The organism is Pseudomonas sp. MF08875 (assembly GCF_059862525.1).
Window position 1 is genome coordinate 42889 of record NZ_JCBCUW010000030.1, and the last position, 14832, is coordinate 57720.

At 63.8% G+C, this 14832-nt stretch carries 11 protein-coding genes; 5 read left to right on the forward strand and 6 right to left on the reverse strand.

What is annotated here, in order from left to right:
* Positions 1-3: 3 nt before the first annotated feature.
* Positions 4-1155 (reverse strand): M14 family metallopeptidase, encoded by a 1152-nt coding sequence (locus tag AC19YT_RS17965; RefSeq protein WP_500610741.1) that lies wholly within the window; start codon positions 1153-1155, stop codon positions 4-6.
* Between the two features lie 510 nt (positions 1156-1665).
* Positions 1666-2022 (reverse strand): DUF6124 family protein, encoded by a 357-nt coding sequence (locus AC19YT_RS17970; RefSeq protein WP_500610742.1) that lies wholly within the window; start codon positions 2020-2022, stop codon positions 1666-1668.
* A gap of 129 nt (positions 2023-2151) precedes the next feature.
* Between AC19YT_RS17970 and AC19YT_RS17975 the strand changes: the two genes are divergently transcribed.
* The gene (locus tag AC19YT_RS17975; protein ID WP_095110004.1) at positions 2152-2820 is read left to right on the forward strand and encodes a LexA family protein; all 669 of its coding nucleotides are present in this window, start codon (positions 2152-2154) and stop codon (positions 2818-2820) included.
* Positions 2821-2865: 45 nt separating this feature from the next.
* On the opposite strand, the gene AC19YT_RS17980 is transcribed toward AC19YT_RS17975, so the two are convergent.
* The 4 genes from AC19YT_RS17980 to AC19YT_RS17995 all read right to left on the reverse strand — a co-directional run bounded on the left by AC19YT_RS17980 (position 2866) and on the right by AC19YT_RS17995 (position 8554).
* On the reverse strand, positions 2866-4806 hold the full coding sequence (locus AC19YT_RS17980; RefSeq protein ID WP_095110003.1) for an acetyl/propionyl/methylcrotonyl-CoA carboxylase subunit alpha: 1941 nt from the start codon (positions 4804-4806) through the stop codon (positions 2866-2868).
* Positions 4806-5621 (reverse strand): gamma-carboxygeranoyl-CoA hydratase, encoded by an 816-nt coding sequence (locus tag AC19YT_RS17985; protein ID WP_500599084.1) that lies wholly within the window; start codon positions 5619-5621, stop codon positions 4806-4808. The genes AC19YT_RS17980 and AC19YT_RS17985 overlap by 1 nt, the downstream gene beginning before the upstream one ends.
* 56 nt (positions 5622-5677) lie before the next feature.
* Complete coding sequence (locus AC19YT_RS17990) at positions 5678-7282, reverse strand: carboxyl transferase domain-containing protein (protein WP_095110001.1); 1605 nt, start codon at positions 7280-7282, stop codon at positions 5678-5680.
* 108 nt (positions 7283-7390) lie between these two features.
* Positions 7391-8554 (reverse strand): isovaleryl-CoA dehydrogenase, encoded by a 1164-nt coding sequence (locus AC19YT_RS17995; RefSeq protein WP_500599086.1) that lies wholly within the window; start codon positions 8552-8554, stop codon positions 7391-7393.
* A 199-nt stretch (positions 8555-8753) separates the two neighbouring features.
* Between AC19YT_RS17995 and AC19YT_RS18000 the strand changes: the two genes are divergently transcribed.
* The 4 genes from AC19YT_RS18000 to AC19YT_RS18015 all read left to right on the forward strand — a co-directional run bounded on the left by AC19YT_RS18000 (position 8754) and on the right by AC19YT_RS18015 (position 14646).
* On the forward strand, positions 8754-9272 hold the full coding sequence (locus tag AC19YT_RS18000) for a sigma-70 family RNA polymerase sigma factor (protein ID WP_095109999.1): 519 nt from the start codon (positions 8754-8756) through the stop codon (positions 9270-9272).
* A gap of 7 nt (positions 9273-9279) precedes the next feature.
* Positions 9280-10269 carry a FecR family protein gene (locus AC19YT_RS18005; protein ID WP_500610743.1) on the forward strand — a complete coding sequence of 330 codons (990 nt, stop codon included), beginning with the start codon at positions 9280-9282 and terminating at the stop codon, positions 10267-10269.
* 77 nt (positions 10270-10346) lie between these two features.
* Positions 10347-12758, forward strand: coding sequence for a TonB-dependent siderophore receptor (locus AC19YT_RS18010; RefSeq protein ID WP_500610744.1), 2412 nt, complete (start codon positions 10347-10349; stop codon positions 12756-12758).
* A gap of 187 nt (positions 12759-12945) precedes the next feature.
* Complete coding sequence (locus tag AC19YT_RS18015; RefSeq protein ID WP_500610745.1) at positions 12946-14646, forward strand: AMP-binding protein; 1701 nt, start codon at positions 12946-12948, stop codon at positions 14644-14646.
* Positions 14647-14832 lie beyond the last annotated feature (186 nt).

The window sequence follows — 14832 nt, forward strand, 5'->3', positions numbered from 1 at the left end:
GCCTTAGCGCAGGGTGCCCACCAGCGCGGCCACGGTGCTCAACACGTCTTTGCCCAGTTGCATCGAACGCTTGCCTGACCAACCGGTGATTGGGTTCGGCGCATCGTTGTTGTCCTTGAACGGCATTTCCAGGGTCAGGGACAGGCAGTCAAAGGCCTGGCCAACGCTGTTGCACGCCAGGGTCATGTTGGCCTGGCCGGGCAGGTCGCGGGTGTAGCCGTGTTTGCTCTGGAAGTCTTTGGTGAGGCCTTTGAGGTGCTCGCGAAAATGCTTTTCCAGGGCTTCGATGCGTGGTGTGTAGCCGGGGTTGCCTTCGCAACCGGCGGTGAACACGTAGGGGATTTCCTCGTCGCCGTGGATGTCGAGGAACAGGTCAACACCATGCAGCTTCATTTGCTGCTGGACGAAGAACACTTCCGGGCTCAGTTCTTCGCTGGCGTTCTGCCACGCCCGATTGAGGTCCTGGCCCTTGGCGTTGGTGCGCAAATGGCCGTGGAAGGCGCCGTCAGGGTTCATGTTCGGCACCAGGTACAGGTCGGCGCCGGCCAGGAGTTTTTCCAGGATGGTGTCGTCGTGACGGCACAGGCGCTCGATCACGCCTTCCATGAACCATTCGGCCATGTGCTCGCCGGGGTGTTGTTGGGCAATGATCCAGACCTTGCGCCGGCCTTCGGCGCCGCTGCCCTTACGTAGCAACGGGATGTCGCGGCCCTCGACGCTTTTGCCGGTGGCCAGCAGTTCGGTGCCGGCTTTGGTCAGGGCGTGGTCGATCAACCAGTCGTGGCGGGCACGGCTGTAGGGCTCGAAGTAGGCGAACCAGGCGTGGGTGTGCTCGGCCTCGAGGCTGAAGCGCAGGGTGTCGCCTTCGAAGATGGTGGGTACGCGGAACCAGTTGACGTGATCGTAGGACGCCACTGCCTGATAGCCGTCCCACGCCTTGTTGAAGAAGGACTTGCTGGCGTTGCCCAGACGAAACCAATGCTCTTGGCCCACATGCAGGCCGCTGACCTTGAAGTGGAACCATTGAAAGTGCTGGCTGTGGGTGTCGGGCTTGATCTCCAGCAGTACTTGGAGTGGGTTGCTGGTGTCCAGCACCTTGATATTGCCGCTGTCGAAAGCGTCGGTGATCTGAAAACTGCGGTGCGCCACGGTCATAGTCTGGGTCCCTGAATATGATTGTTGTGGCGGCTACTTTACACCCGGGGCCGGGAAAAACAGGGGGGTAGATCAGGGAAATGGGGAAGGGGGCGTCATCCTTGACGCTGGGCAAGCTTAGGGTTTATGCGATTGATTCTCAAGTGCTAAATAGGGATACATGCCGCCGCAGCCTTGCAACGCGATATTCTTTTGCTATCATCGCGGCCATTCAGAGGCAGTGACCACTGCCCACCGTCTTCATTAGCCTGAAGCGCAAGCCAGAAAACTGGCAAAAAAAAGACCCGGCCAAAGAGCCGGGTCAAAAACCGTGATTAGCCTGATGAGGAGATAGCCCAGGCGACCGACCTAAGGTCACTTGGTCTATCACTGATCTCGCGATCAGTTGCTGCAATAATAATCATTATCATTTGAAAGTCAAATGACTTTCTGTGCTTTGCCGAAATTATTTTCTGGCGCCTTCTCGCTACCCCCGCACACCTGGAACCTCACGCTGATTGCGCGTGCTGTTCATGCGGTCCGGTTCCCGTTCAGGGACCTGTCGACCATGGCCTTGGCCAGATCAATCATGTAGACCACCGAGAACGCCAGGTCCCTGGGCGTGCCGTTGAGGCTGCCTGCCGATTCGTAGGCTGCGGCCGCGGCACAGCGCAGCAGGTCCGAGGCGTGGATCATCGCTTCTTCGCCGCTGATGCCAGCCTTGACCTCGAACAGCGAATCCTCGAGGGCCGGCGCGTCGGCGCTGCCCACTGAAACAGTTGGTTTCAAGTAATAATCCAGGGCGCGCTGGGCGGCGGTGCAGTCTTTATTGGACGCGGCGACGGGGCGTAGGTCCATGTCCAGTGGGTCGTCGTTGGGTATTGTCATGGGGCGGGTACTCCGGTACGTATTGAAATGAGTCACCGGTAAAGTTAGTACATCACGTATTTATTCCGAAAAATTAAATACTACAATATGTGTATTGAGGGCCCGAGTACACAAAGTATTGTTCCGGCCATGGATAAATGGATCGAATTGGTCAAGGCCAAAATGAGTGAGCTTAAAATCACTCAAGAGAAACTCGCAGAACGCCTGGGCATGTCCCAAGGTGGCGTGGGCCATTGGCTCAACAAACGTCGCGAGCCGAAAATCACCGACATGAACCGTGTGCTCGAGGAACTGGGCCTGGGGTTTCTCGAAGTGGCGCTGGTGATCCGCGAGCCAGCCACACAACAGACGCTGGATGGCGAAGACGAGGCCTACGGTTTGACCCTGGCAGAAAAGTACAACCCGTACTTCCGCTACCCGGTAAGCGACTGGAAAGACCCTTGCCAGACGCGCGAATCCCCACCCGGGGCGTACAACCCCAATCGTTATGAATTGACCGATTACCACGCCCAGGGCGCGGCGTTCTGGCTACGGGTCATTGGCGATGCCATGACCGCCCCCAGCGGTTTGAGCGTTGCCGAGGGCATGTTGATTCTGGTGGACCCGGCGGTGGAGGCGGTGCCGGGCAAACTGGTGATCGCCCGTTGGCCGGGCAGCGCTGAGGCGACCTTCCGCAAGTTGATCGAGGAGGGCGGCCAGCGTTACCTGGTGCCGCTCAACCCGACGTACCCCAAGGCGCTGTACAGCGAAGAATGCCGGATCATCGGCGTCGTCATGCAGGCCACTGCCAAATTCTGACAGCCCACGGCCCGGTGCCTGACACCGGGCCGTGGTTTTTCGCGGTCACTCCAGCTCCACCAGCGCACTGCCTTCGCTGACCATTTCCCCTTCAGCACAGAACAACGCCTTGACCACACCGGCCTCGGGCGCGCGGATGCTGTGTTCCATTTTCATCGCTTCGAGCACCACCAGTTGCGCCCCGGCTTCTACCTGTTGGCCGACTTCCACCAGCACCCGCACGATGCTGCCGTTCATTGGGGCCGTCAGCCCGCCCTGTTGGCTGTGGCTGGCGTCGGCGGCAGCAATGGGGTCGTAGGCTTTGATGCAGTGGAGTTCGCCGCCCCAGTGCAGGTACAGGCTGTCGCCCTGGCGGATGGCCCGGTGCTGGCGGCGCACGCCCTGCTGGGTGCGGTGCAGGTATTCGCCGTGCAGTTCGGCGCCGTCGGGCGCGAGGTTGACGGCGCGGTCCTGTTCCTCGCAGCTCAGGTGCAGGCTGGTTTGGGCCGCCAAGCCCAAGCGCAGGCCGGTGGTGGCCGCCCAGGGCGAATCGCGCTCATCGTCACGCTGAAGGGCCGGTTGGCTCTGGATAAATGCCTGGGCGGCGGCTTCCCAGAACTCGTCGCTGAGTTCGCCTGGTGCTGGCAGCAGTTGCGCCTGGTGGCGCGGGATGAACCCGGTGTCCAGCTGCGCCTCGGCGAAGGCCGGGTGGGCGATGATGCGCCGCAAAAAGCCGATATTGGTTTTCAGCCCGCCGATGGCGAACTCATCGAGCATGGCCAGCAAGCGCAGGCGCGCCTGTTCGCGGTTTTCGCCCCAGGCGATGAGCTTGCCCAGCATGGGGTCGTAGAACGGTGAAATCACATCGCCCTGTGCCACGCCGCTGTCCACGCGCCGCCCCGGGCCCGGCGCGGATTCGCGGTACAGCGCCAGGCGCCCGGCGGCCGGAAGAAAGTCGTGGCCGGGGTCTTCGGCGTACAGCCGCACTTCGATGGCATGGCCGTGCAGGGGCACTTGGGCCTGGGTCATGGGCAGCGCCTCGCCCTGGGCGACGCGGATCTGCCACGCTACCAGGTCCAGGCCGGTGATGGCTTCGGTGACCGGGTGTTCGACCTGCAAGCGAGTGTTCATCTCCATAAAGAAGAATTCGCCGCGGGCATCGAGCAAAAATTCCACGGTGCCCGCGCCCACGTAGCCGATGGCTTGTGCGGCGCGCACGGCGGATTCGCCCATGGCCTGGCGCTGGGCTGGGCTCAGGCCGGGGGCCGGGGCTTCCTCGACGACTTTCTGGTGGCGACGCTGGATCGAGCAGTCGCGCTCGTTGAGGTACAGGCAGTGGCCGTGCTGGTCGGCGAACACCTGGATTTCCACGTGGCGCGGTTTGAGCAGGTACTTTTCCACCAGCATGCGCGAGTCGCCGAACGACGACAGTGCTTCGCGCTGCGCCGAGGCCAGGGCTTGGGCCAGTTCGCCGACGTGCTCGACCACTTTCATGCCTTTGCCGCCGCCGCCCGCCGTGGCCTTGAGCAGCACCGGGTAGCCGATGCGCTCGCAGGCGAGGCGGAAGGTTTCCAGGTCTTGCTCGGCGCCGTGGTAGCCGGGCACCAGGGGCACGCCCGCGGTTTCCATCAGGGCCTTGGCCGCGGACTTGCTGCCCATGGCGTCGATGGCGGAGGCGGGCGGGCCGAGGAAGATCAACCCGGCGGCCTCGATGGCGCGGGCGAACCCGGCGTTTTCCGAGAGAAAGCCGTAGCCGGGGTGAATCGCCTGGGCGCCGCTGGCCTGGGCGGCGGCGATCAGTTTGTCGATTTGCAGGTAGCTGTCGGCGGCCTTGCTGCCGCCCAGGTCAACGCAAATGTCCGCTTCGCGGCTGTGTCGCGCCTGGCGGTCGGTGGCGCTGTGCACGGCCACGGTGGTCAGGCCCATGGCCTTGGCGGTACGCATGACCCGGCAGGCGATTTCGCCGCGGTTGGCCACCAGCACGGTGGTGATACGGGGGGCGCTCATCAACGGGGCTCCTGGGCGGTGGTGTCGGTTTGCCAGCTGGGCGTACGTTTTTGCAGGAAGGCGCGCAGGCCTTCCTGGCCCTCGGGGCTGACGCGGATACGGGCGATGGCGTTTTCGCAGTAGCGGCGCAGGGCCGGTGTGGAGGCGCCGCTGCCCACTTCACGCAGCAGGTCTTTGCTCGCCCGCATGGCGGCGGGGCTGTTGAGCAGCAGGTTGGCGACCCATTGCTCGACCCGTTGCTCCAGCTCCGTGGCCGGGTAGCTGTCGGACAGCAGGCCGATTTCCCGCGCACGCTGGCCGTCGAAACGCTCGGCGGTGAGGGCATAGCGCCGCGCCGCGCGTTCGCCGATGGCCTGCACCACGAAGGGGCTGATGACCGCCGGGGCCAGGCCGATGCGTACTTCGGAAAGACAGAACTGCGCGTCGTCGGCACCGATGGCCATGTCGCAGCAGCTGATAAGGCCCAGCGCGCCGCCGAACGCCGCGCCCTGAACCACCGCCAGGGTGGGGATTTTCAGCTTGGCCAGGTTGTACATCAGCTCCGCCAGTTCCCGGGCGTCGTCCAGGTTGGTGTTGTAGTCCAGTTCGGCCGATTGCTGCATCCAGGCCAGGTCGGCGCCGGCGCTGAAGTGCTTGCCGCGCCCGCGCAGCAGCAAAAAGCGCAGGCTGGGGTCGGTTTGCACCTGGTCCAGGGCCAGGATCAGTTCGCGGATCATTTCGGCGTTGAAGGCGTTGTTTTTCTGCTCGCGGTTCAGCCACAGGGTGGCAAAGCCGCGCGGGTCGCGGCTCAGTTGCAGGGTGTTGAAGCTGTTCATCGTTGTCTGTCTCCACGGTGCTGGTGGCCGCGCGCTGGCGCCTGCCACGGGAGCGATCACATCCGGAACACGCCAAAGCGGCTCGGTTCGATAGGCGCGTTCAGCGCGGCGGATAGGGCCAGGCCCAGCACGTCGCGGGTTTGCGCGGGGTCGATGACGCCGTCGTCCCACAGGCGGGCGCTGGAGTAGTACGGGTGCCCCTGGTGTTCGTACTGGTCGAGGATCGGTTGTTTGATCTCGTGTTCCTGGGCGGCGCTGAACGCCTGGCCGCTACGCTCGGCCTGTTCGCGCTTGACCTGCACCAGCACGCCGGCGGCTTGTTCGGCGCCCATCACGCCGATGCGCGCGTTGGGCCACATCCACAAAAAGCGCGGGTCGTAGGCGCGCCCGCACATCCCGTAGTTCCCGGCGCCAAAACTGCCGCCGATGATGACGGTGAACTTGGGCACCTGGGCGCAGGCCACGGCTGTCACCAGTTTGGCGCCGTGCTTGGCGATGCCGCCGGCCTCGTACTTCTGGCCAACCATGAAACCGGTGATGTTCTGCAAAAACAGCAACGGGATGCCGCGCTGGCAGGCCAGTTCGATGAAGTGCGCGCCTTTTTGCGCGGCTTCGGCGAAGAGGATGCCGTTGTTGCCCAGGATCGCGATGGGGTAACCGTGCAGGTGGGCGAAGCCGCACACCAGGGTGGTGCCGAACAAGGCCTTGAATTCATCGAACACCGAGCCGTCCACCAGGCGTGCGATCACTTCGCGCACGTCGAAAGGCTGCTTGGCGTCCGCCGGCACCACGCCGTACAACTCATCGCTGGCGTACAGCGGCGCGATGGGCGTGCGTTGCTGCACCTGGCCCAATTTGCGCCAGTTAAGGTTGGCGACGCTGCGCCGGGCCAGGGCCAGGGCATGTTCGTCGTTTTGTGCGTAGTGGTCGGCCACCCCGGAAGTGCGGCAATGCACGTCGGCACCGCCCAAATCCTCGGCGCTCACCACCTCGCCGGTGGCGGCTTTGACCAGCGGCGGGCCGGCGAGAAAGATCGTCGCCTGCTCGCGCACCATGATGGCTTCGTCGGCCATGGCCGGCACATAGGCGCCGCCCGCGGTGCAGGAGCCCATGACCACGGCGATCTGCGGGATGCCCTGGGCGCTCATGTTGGCTTGGTTGAAGAAGATCCGCCCGAAGTGTTCGCGGTCGGGAAAGACTTCGTCCTGGCGCGGCAGGTTGGCGCCGCCGGAGTCCACCAGGTAAATGCACGGCAGGCGATTCTGCTGGGCGATGGTCTGGGCGCGCAGGTGTTTTTTCACTGTCAGCGGGTAGTAGGACCCGCCCTTCACCGTGGCGTCGTTGGCCACGATCATGCACTCGACGCCTTCGACACGGCCGATGCCGGCGATCACGCCCGCTGCTGGCACGTCTTCGCCGTACACCTCATGGGCCGCCAGTTGGCTCAGCTCCAAGAAGGGCGAACCGGGGTCGAGCAGGCGATTGATGCGTTCGCGGGGCAACAGTTTGCCCCGCGAGGTGTGGCGCTCCTGGGCCTTGGCGCCGCCGCCTTGGCGGATCGACTCAAGCAGTGTGCGCAGGGCTGCGACCTGTTCAAGCATGGCCGCGCTGTTGGCGGCGAAATCCGCCGAACGGGGATTGAGCTGGGAATGCAAATGCATGGATGACTCCGTCATAGCGGCAAGCGGCAAGCGGCAAGCTTTAAGCGGCAAGAGCGTAGGGCTGCTGCGGGTGGCTTGCAGCTTGTCGCTCACCCCTTGCCGCTGCCCTTATTTCGTTTCGTTGAAGAGTTCGCGCCCGATGAGCATGCGGCGGATTTCGCTGGTGCCGGCGCCGATTTCGTAGAGCTTGGCGTCGCGCAGCAGGCGCCCGGCGGGGAATTCGTTGATGTAGCCGTTGCCGCCCAGGATCTGGATGGCGTCCAGGGCCATTTGGGTGGCGCGCTCGGCGCTGTAGAGGATCACCCCGGCGGCGTCCTTGCGCGTGGTCTCGCCGCGCTCGCAGGCCTGGGCCACTGCGTACAGGTAGGCGCGGCTGGCGTTGAGCTGGGTGTACATGTCGGCGACTTTGCCTTGGATCAGCTGGAATTCGCCGATGCTCTGGCCGAACTGCTTGCGGTCGTGGATGTAGGGCACGATCAGGTCCATGCAGGCCTGCATGATGCCGGTGGGGCCGCCGGAGAGCACCACGCGCTCGTAGTCCAGGCCGCTCATCAGCACTTTCACGCCGCCATTGAGCACGCCGAGGATGTTTTCCTCGGGCACGGGCACGTCATCGAAGAACAGCTCGCAGGTGTTGGAACCGCGCATGCCGAGCTTGTCGAACTTGTTGCTGCGGCTAAAGCCCTTCCAGTCGCGCTCGACGATGAACGCGGTGATGCCGTGGGCGCCCTTGTCCAGGTCGGTCTTGGCGTAGATCACGTAGGTGTTGGCGTCGGGGCCATTGGTGATCCAGGTCTTGCTGCCGTTGAGCACGTAGTGGTCGCCGCGTTTGTCAGCGCGCAGCTTCATCGACACCACGTCGGAGCCGGCGTTGGGCTCGCTCATGGCCAGGGCGCCGACGTGCTCGCCGCTGATGAGCTTGGGCAGGTACTTGGCTTTCTGTTCGTGGGTGCCGTTGCGGTTGATCTGGTTTACGCACAGGTTGGAGTGGGCGCCGTAGGACAGCGCGACCGAGGCCGAACCGCGGCTGATTTCTTCCATGGCCACCACGTGGGCCAGGTAGCCCAGGCCCGCGCCGCCGTATTCCTCAGGCACGGTGATGCCCAGCAGGCCCATGTCCCCGAACTTGCGCCACAGGTCGGCGGGGAACAGGTTGTCGATGTCGATCTGCGCCGCACGCGGGGCGATTTCTTTGGCAACGAAGGACTGGACCTGATCGCGCAGCATGTCGAGGGTTTCGCCCAGGGCGAAATTCAGGGAGGGGTAGCTCATGGGTCACCTTTTGATGTTTTTGTCGGGCGGGAAGGGCGCGGGACTCGCTCTCACCTTTACGTTAACGTAAACCTGAGCCTGCAGACTGTCAATCGGCTGCTGGCCCATGAAGGCAACCTGCCAGTGTTGTGCCTTGCTTTGTGCGGACACTTCTCCTTACCATTAGCAATGATTCTTAATAACTTTTGAGCCAATTCCTATGCCCCTCGTCGAGCCGCCGTATCAGCGCGTGATTCACGACCTCTACAGCGAGCACCACGGTTGGCTGCTGGGCTGGCTGCGGCGCAAGTTGGGTTGTGCCCACAATGCCGCCGACGTGGCACAGGACACCTTTGCGCGGATTCTCGCTACCCGCGAGTCGGTGGGGGCCATTCGCGAGCCCCGGGCTTACCTGAGCACCACTGCGCGGCGGCTGATGATCGACCAGGCGCGGCGCAGGCAGATCGAGAGTGCTTACCTGCAGGAACTGATGCTGACCGTCGATACCCTGCAAGGCTTCCAGTCGCCGGAACAGCTCCATGCCACCCTGCAAGCCCTGGAGCAGATCGCCTTCCTGCTCGAAGGCCTGGCGGAAAAACCCCGCCAGGCGTTTGTGCTGTATTACCTGGACGACCTGACCCAACGGCAGATTGCCAGCCAGTTGCGGCTGTCCGAACGCACGGTGCGCAAGTACCTGATTCAAGCACTGCTGCATTGCAGCCACAGCCTGGATGTTTGAGCGCGCTATGCCCATGTCTTCGCGCCAACAGATCGACGAGCAGGCTGCCGAATGGATGCTGCGCCTGCATGAAGGGCCGCTGAGCGAAGAACAGCGGGCGGCGTTCGAGTGCTGGCAACAGCAAGGCCCGCAACACGCGGCGGCGGCGGCGCGGATGCAGGAAGTGGTGGGGCGCATGCAAGCCTTGCGCGGCCGCCCGGCGGCGGCCAAGGCCGGGCTCAGCGCGGCGTTCGCCGGCAGCGGCAAGCGGGCGGTGCGCCAGCGTGCCATGCGCCACTGGGCGTTGGCCGCGTGCCTGGTGGTGCCGGCGATGCTGCTACTCAACAGTTCCTACCCTGGCCGTTGGACGGCGGACTTGAGCAGCGGCCCCACCGACTGGAAAACCGTGCGCCTGGAGGATCAGTCCACCCTGGTGCTCAATGGCGCCAGCGCGGTGAACCTGCACTTCGACGGCCAGCAGCGGCGCATCGAATTGCTCCAGGGCGAGGTGCTGGTGGAGGTGGCCCCTGACGCTGCGCGGCCGTTTATCGTGCAGACCGCCCAAGGCACGATGCGCGCCCTGGGCACCCGTTTTGTGGTGCGCCGCGACCAGGACACCACCGTGTTGACCATGCTCCACTCGCGCGTGGCCGCGCAGAGCCTGGACGCGCGGCAAACCCTGGAAGTGGCAGCGGGAGGGCAGGCGTTGATCCGCGCCGATGGCGTGCAACGCCTGGGTGCGATCGACCCGCGCAGCATCGACGAAGCCTGGCGCCGCCATCAACTGGTGGTGGACGACCGCCCGCTGCCCGAGGTGCTGGATGAATTGGCCCGCCACCGCCACGGCCGGGTGCAGTTCGACCGCGCTGCCCTGGCGCACCTGCGGGTGTCGGCCGTGCTGCCCCTGGACGACACCGACCGGGCGTTGCAACTGATCGCCGAGAGCTTGCCGGTGCAGGTGCGCCAATTCACGCCCTGGCTGTTGTGGGTGAAGCCGTCGCCAGGTGCTGAAAAATAATTATTCGCATTGCTTCCGCTTTTTTTCGGGTTGCCCGTCAAGGGAGGTACATAACCGAATAAAGGACTGCCTTCACCATGCCGACCCCTTCCTCGAACCTGCGTCCGCTGGCGCTAGCCATCCACCTGGTTGCCGCCACGGCGGCGGGCGCCCTAAGTGTCAATTGGGCCCAGGCCAGCCAAGCGGTTGCTCAACCATTCGACATCCCGGCGGGGCCGCTGAGCAATACGCTGAACCGCTTCGCCCAGCAAGCGGGCGTGGCGATCCTGTTCCAGTCCCACAACCTTGGTGGCTTGAGCAGCCAGGGCCTGCACGGCCGTTACCCGGTGGAGGAGGGCTTCGCAGCCTTGTTGCAGGGCAGCGGCTACGAGGTGGTGCAGGGCGCCAATGGCTATTTGCTGCAAGCGGCACCCACCTCCGGCACGGCCCTGGAACTGGGCGCCACCCAGGTCAGCGCCAACCAGTTGGGCACCATCACCGAAGGCTCGGGCTCGTACACCACCGGCAGTATCGCCACCGCCACGCGCCTGGTGCTTACGCCGCGGGAAACCCCGCAGTCGATCTCGGTGGTGACCCGCCAGGCCATGGACGACTTCGGCCTGACCTCCATCGATGACGTGATGCGCCACACGCCAGGCATCACCGTGACCGCCTACGACAGCGACCGCACCAGCTATTACTCCCGCGGTTTCGCCATCCAGAACTTCCAGTACGACGGCATCCCCACCCTGCAGGACCCGCAGTACTCCGCCGGCCAGACCCAAAGCGACATGGCCATCTATGACCGCGTGGAAGTGCTCAAGGGCGCCCCGGGCCTGCTCGCCGGGGCGGGCGGCCCGGGCGGGGTTATCAACCTGGTGCGCAAAAAACCGACCCACACGTTCAAGGCCAGTGTGGAACTGGGCGCCGGCTCCTGGGACAACTACCGTTCGCAACTGGATGTCAGCGGCCCGCTGAGCGAAACCGGCAATGTGCGTGGCCGCGCCGTGGCGGCCTATTCGGACAAGCATTCGTTCATGGACCACTACCAGCGCCAGACCAGCGTGTTCTACGGCATTCTCGAAGTGGACCTGAGCCCCGACACCCTGCTGACCCTGGGCGGCGATTACCAGGACACCGACCCGCAGGGTTCGAGCTGGTCCGGCAGCGCCGCGCTGTACGACTCCAAGGGCAACCGCATCAGCACGCCGCGGTCCTACAACAACGGCGCCCACTTCAGCAACTGGTCGCAGTACACGCGTACCGCATTTGCCACCCTGGAGCACAGCTTTGCCAACGGTTGGGTCGCCAAGGGCCAGTACAACCACCAGATCAACGGCTACAACGCACCGCTGGGCGCGCTGATGCCGCCCAACGCCGACACCGGCATCGCCTCGCTGCTGTCGCGCAAGTACACCGGCGAAACCGTCAGCAACAGCGGCGACCTGTACGTTTCCGGGCCGTTCGACCTGTTGGGGCGTGAACACCAATTGGTGGTGGGCACCTCGCTGTCCACCTCCCACTGGACCGGCAAGAACTTCACCGATGCCATCCAGGTCGGCAACGCCTACGACTATTTCAACTGGGACGGCGACGGCCGCGAGCCGGACTGGAGCAAAGTGTCGCGCTACAACGACGAAACCACACGCCAGAGCGCCGGCTACCTCACCGGGCGCTTCAGCCTGGCCGATGACTTGTCGCTGCTGCTGGGCGCGCGGGTGGCCAACTTCCAGGTGACCGGCACCTCCGACGTCCAGAAAAGCGGCAAGGTCGTGCCCTATGCCGGGCTGGTCTATGACCTCAACGACAACTTCTCGCTGTACACCAGCTACACCGAGATCTTCCTGCCCCAACGGGACAACCGCGACCGTAACAACAAGCCGCTGGACCCTAACGAAGGCAAGAACTACGAGGTCGGTATCAAGGGTGAATTCTTTGACGGGCGGCTCAATTCCAGCCTGGCGTACTTCGAGGTGCACGAAGAAAACCGCGCCGAAGAAGACACCGAATACAACGCCAATCCCAACTACGACGTGATCGATTATGCGGTGATGGGCATCAAGTCCAAGACCAAGGGGTTCGAGGCGGAAATCTCCGGGGAACTGGCGCCGGGCTGGCAATTGCAGGGCGGCTACACCCACAAGATCAGCCGCGACGAAAGCGGTGCCAAAGTGGCCACCTTCGAACCCGAGGACCAGTTGAATGTGTACACCCGCTACAAACTCCACGGCGCCCTCGACCAACTGACCTTGGGCGGCGGCGCGCGCTGGCAGGCGCAGGGTTGGCGCATCCTGAGCAACTACGGCAAGGGCACGCAGGAGAAGTACAGCCAGGAAGCGTACTGGCTGGTGGACCTGATGGCCCGCTACCAGGTCAGCGAAAACCTCTCGGCCACCCTCAACGTCAACAACGCGTTCGACAAGAAGTACATGACCAACATTGGCTTTTTCAACGCGTCGTACTACGGCGACCCGCGCAACGTGATGCTCACTACGCGCTGGGATTTCTAGGCCGGCGTCAATGTCGTCAGCCGGCAACGCCTGAGTCCCCTTGCCGTCGGTCGCTTTACAACGCACTGCTGGAGAATTTTCCGTCCCGACCTTTACGTTAACGTCAACTTGCGCGAGAGTAAGGGCGCTTTGTGTGGAGCTCAGCGCTCCCCGTCCATCCCGCCAAAAAAAGACAATAGGGGTCGTCATGGATCAACTAGGTGTGCACCCAAGCCAGAGCTACAGCCGCGGCTCCCAGGAAAAAGCCTTGCTCGCCCAGACCATCGGTCAGGCCTTCGACAACACGGTTGCCCGTTACCCCGAGGGGGAGGCCCTGGTGGTGCGCCACCAGCAGTTGCGTTACACCTGGGCGCAGTTGGCGCACGCGGTCGATCTGCATGCGCGGGCGTTGATGGCCCTGGGCATGCGCCCGGGCGACCGCCTCGGCATCTGGGCGCCCAACTGCGCGCAGTGGTGCATCAGCCAGTTCGCCAGCGCCAAGATCGGCGTGATTCTGGTCAATATCAACCCGGCCTACCGCAGCAGCGAATTGGAATACGTGTTGAAGCAGTCCGCCTGCCAATGGCTGGTGTGCGCCGGGGCGTTCAAGAGCAGCGATTACCACGCCATGCTGCAAGCGCTGGTGCCGGAGTTGGCCGAGCAATCCATCGGCCTGCTGCAAAGCGAGCGCTTGCCGCACTTGCAAGGGGTCATCAGCCTGCAGGCGCAGCCGCCGTCGGGGTTCCTGCCTTGGTCGCAACTGACGGCGCTGGGCGAGGCGGTGACTGCGGCGCAACTGCACGAACGCCAACACAGCCTGCATTTCGACCAGGCCGTGAATATCCAGTACACCTCCGGCACTACGGGGTTCCCCAAGGGCGCGACCCTGAGCCACTACAACATCCTCAATAACGGCTACATGGTGGGCGAAAGCCTGGGCCTGAGCGCCGCCGATCGCCTGGTGATCCCGGTGCCGCTGTACCACTGCTTTGGCATGGTCATGGGCAACCTGGGCTGCATCACCCACGGCACCACCATGATCTACCCCAACGACGCCTTCGACCCGTTGCTGACCCTGGCCACCGTGGCCGAGGAGCGGGCGACGGCCCTGTACGGCGTGCCGACCATGTTTATCGCCATGCTCGACGAACCCCGGCGCCAGGCGTTCGACCTGTCGAGCCTGCGCACCGGGATCATGGCCGGGGCCACGTGCCCCATCGAAGTGATGCGCCGGGTTATCAGCGAAATGCATATGAGCGAAGTGCAGATCGCCTATGGCATGACCGAGACCAGCCCGGTGTCGTTGCAGACCGGCCCCGATGATGACTTGGAGCTGCGGGTGACCACCGTGGGCCGCACCCAGGCGCAATTGGAAAGCAAGATCATCGACGCTACTGGCAACACCCTGGCCCGCGGCCAGATCGGCGAACTCTGCACCCGCGGTTACAGCGTGATGCTCGGCTACTGGAACGACCCCCAGGCCACCAGCGAGGCCATCGACCCGGCAGGCTGGATGCACACCGGCGATCTGGCGACCATGAACGAGCAGGGCTACGTGTGCATCGCCGGGCGCAACAAAGACATGATTATTCGCGGCGGCGAGAACATTTACCCCCGTGAGCTGGAGGAGTTTTTCTTTACCCACCCGGCGGTGGCGGATGTGCAGATCGTCGGCATCCCCGACAGCAAGTACGGCGAGGAAATCGTTGCCTGGATCAAGTTCCACCCCGGCCACTGCGCCAACGAACTGGAGCTGCAAACCTGGTGCAAGCGCCACATTGCCCACTTCAAGATGCCGCGCCACTTCAAGTTCGTGGATGAATTCCCCATGACCGTCACCGGCAAGATCCAGAAATTTCGCATGCGCGAAATCAGCATCGAGGAATTGAAGGGGAGTAAGCCCGAGTAGACGCAAGTAGTGGGTGGCTACGGTGGGAGCGAGCCTGCTCGCGATTGCGCCAGGCCAGCAGGTAAGGATGCCTGGGCTTTACTGGCCCCATCGCGAGCAGGCGCGCTCGCGCTCAAGATCCGCTGCATTCCAAGAACCCCAGACAGCACAAAGGGGAGCCGAGGCTCCCCTTTAATTTGTCGTGAC

Bases quoted from the DNA above. Each gene is read 5' to 3' on its own strand.
- AC19YT_RS17965 (WP_500610741.1), bottom strand. From the start codon at position 1,155: ATGACCGTGGCGCACCGCAGTTTTCAGATCACCGACGCTTTCGACAGC.
- AC19YT_RS17970 (WP_500610742.1), bottom strand. From the start codon at position 2,022: ATGACAATACCCAACGACGACCCACTGGACATGGACCTACGCCCCGTC.
- AC19YT_RS17975 (WP_095110004.1), top strand. From the start codon at position 2,152: ATGGATAAATGGATCGAATTGGTCAAGGCCAAAATGAGTGAGCTTAAA.
- AC19YT_RS17980 (WP_095110003.1), bottom strand. From the start codon at position 4,806: ATGAGCGCCCCCCGTATCACCACCGTGCTGGTGGCCAACCGCGGCGAA.
- AC19YT_RS17985 (WP_500599084.1), bottom strand. From the start codon at position 5,621: ATGAACAGCTTCAACACCCTGCAACTGAGCCGCGACCCGCGCGGCTTT.
- AC19YT_RS17990 (WP_095110001.1), bottom strand. From the start codon at position 7,282: ATGCATTTGCATTCCCAGCTCAATCCCCGTTCGGCGGATTTCGCCGCC.
- AC19YT_RS17995 (WP_500599086.1), bottom strand. From the start codon at position 8,554: ATGAGCTACCCCTCCCTGAATTTCGCCCTGGGCGAAACCCTCGACATG.
- AC19YT_RS18000 (WP_095109999.1), top strand. From the start codon at position 8,754: ATGCCCCTCGTCGAGCCGCCGTATCAGCGCGTGATTCACGACCTCTAC.
- AC19YT_RS18005 (WP_500610743.1), top strand. From the start codon at position 9,280: ATGCCCATGTCTTCGCGCCAACAGATCGACGAGCAGGCTGCCGAATGG.
- AC19YT_RS18010 (WP_500610744.1), top strand. From the start codon at position 10,347: ATGCCGACCCCTTCCTCGAACCTGCGTCCGCTGGCGCTAGCCATCCAC.
- AC19YT_RS18015 (WP_500610745.1), top strand. From the start codon at position 12,946: ATGGATCAACTAGGTGTGCACCCAAGCCAGAGCTACAGCCGCGGCTCC.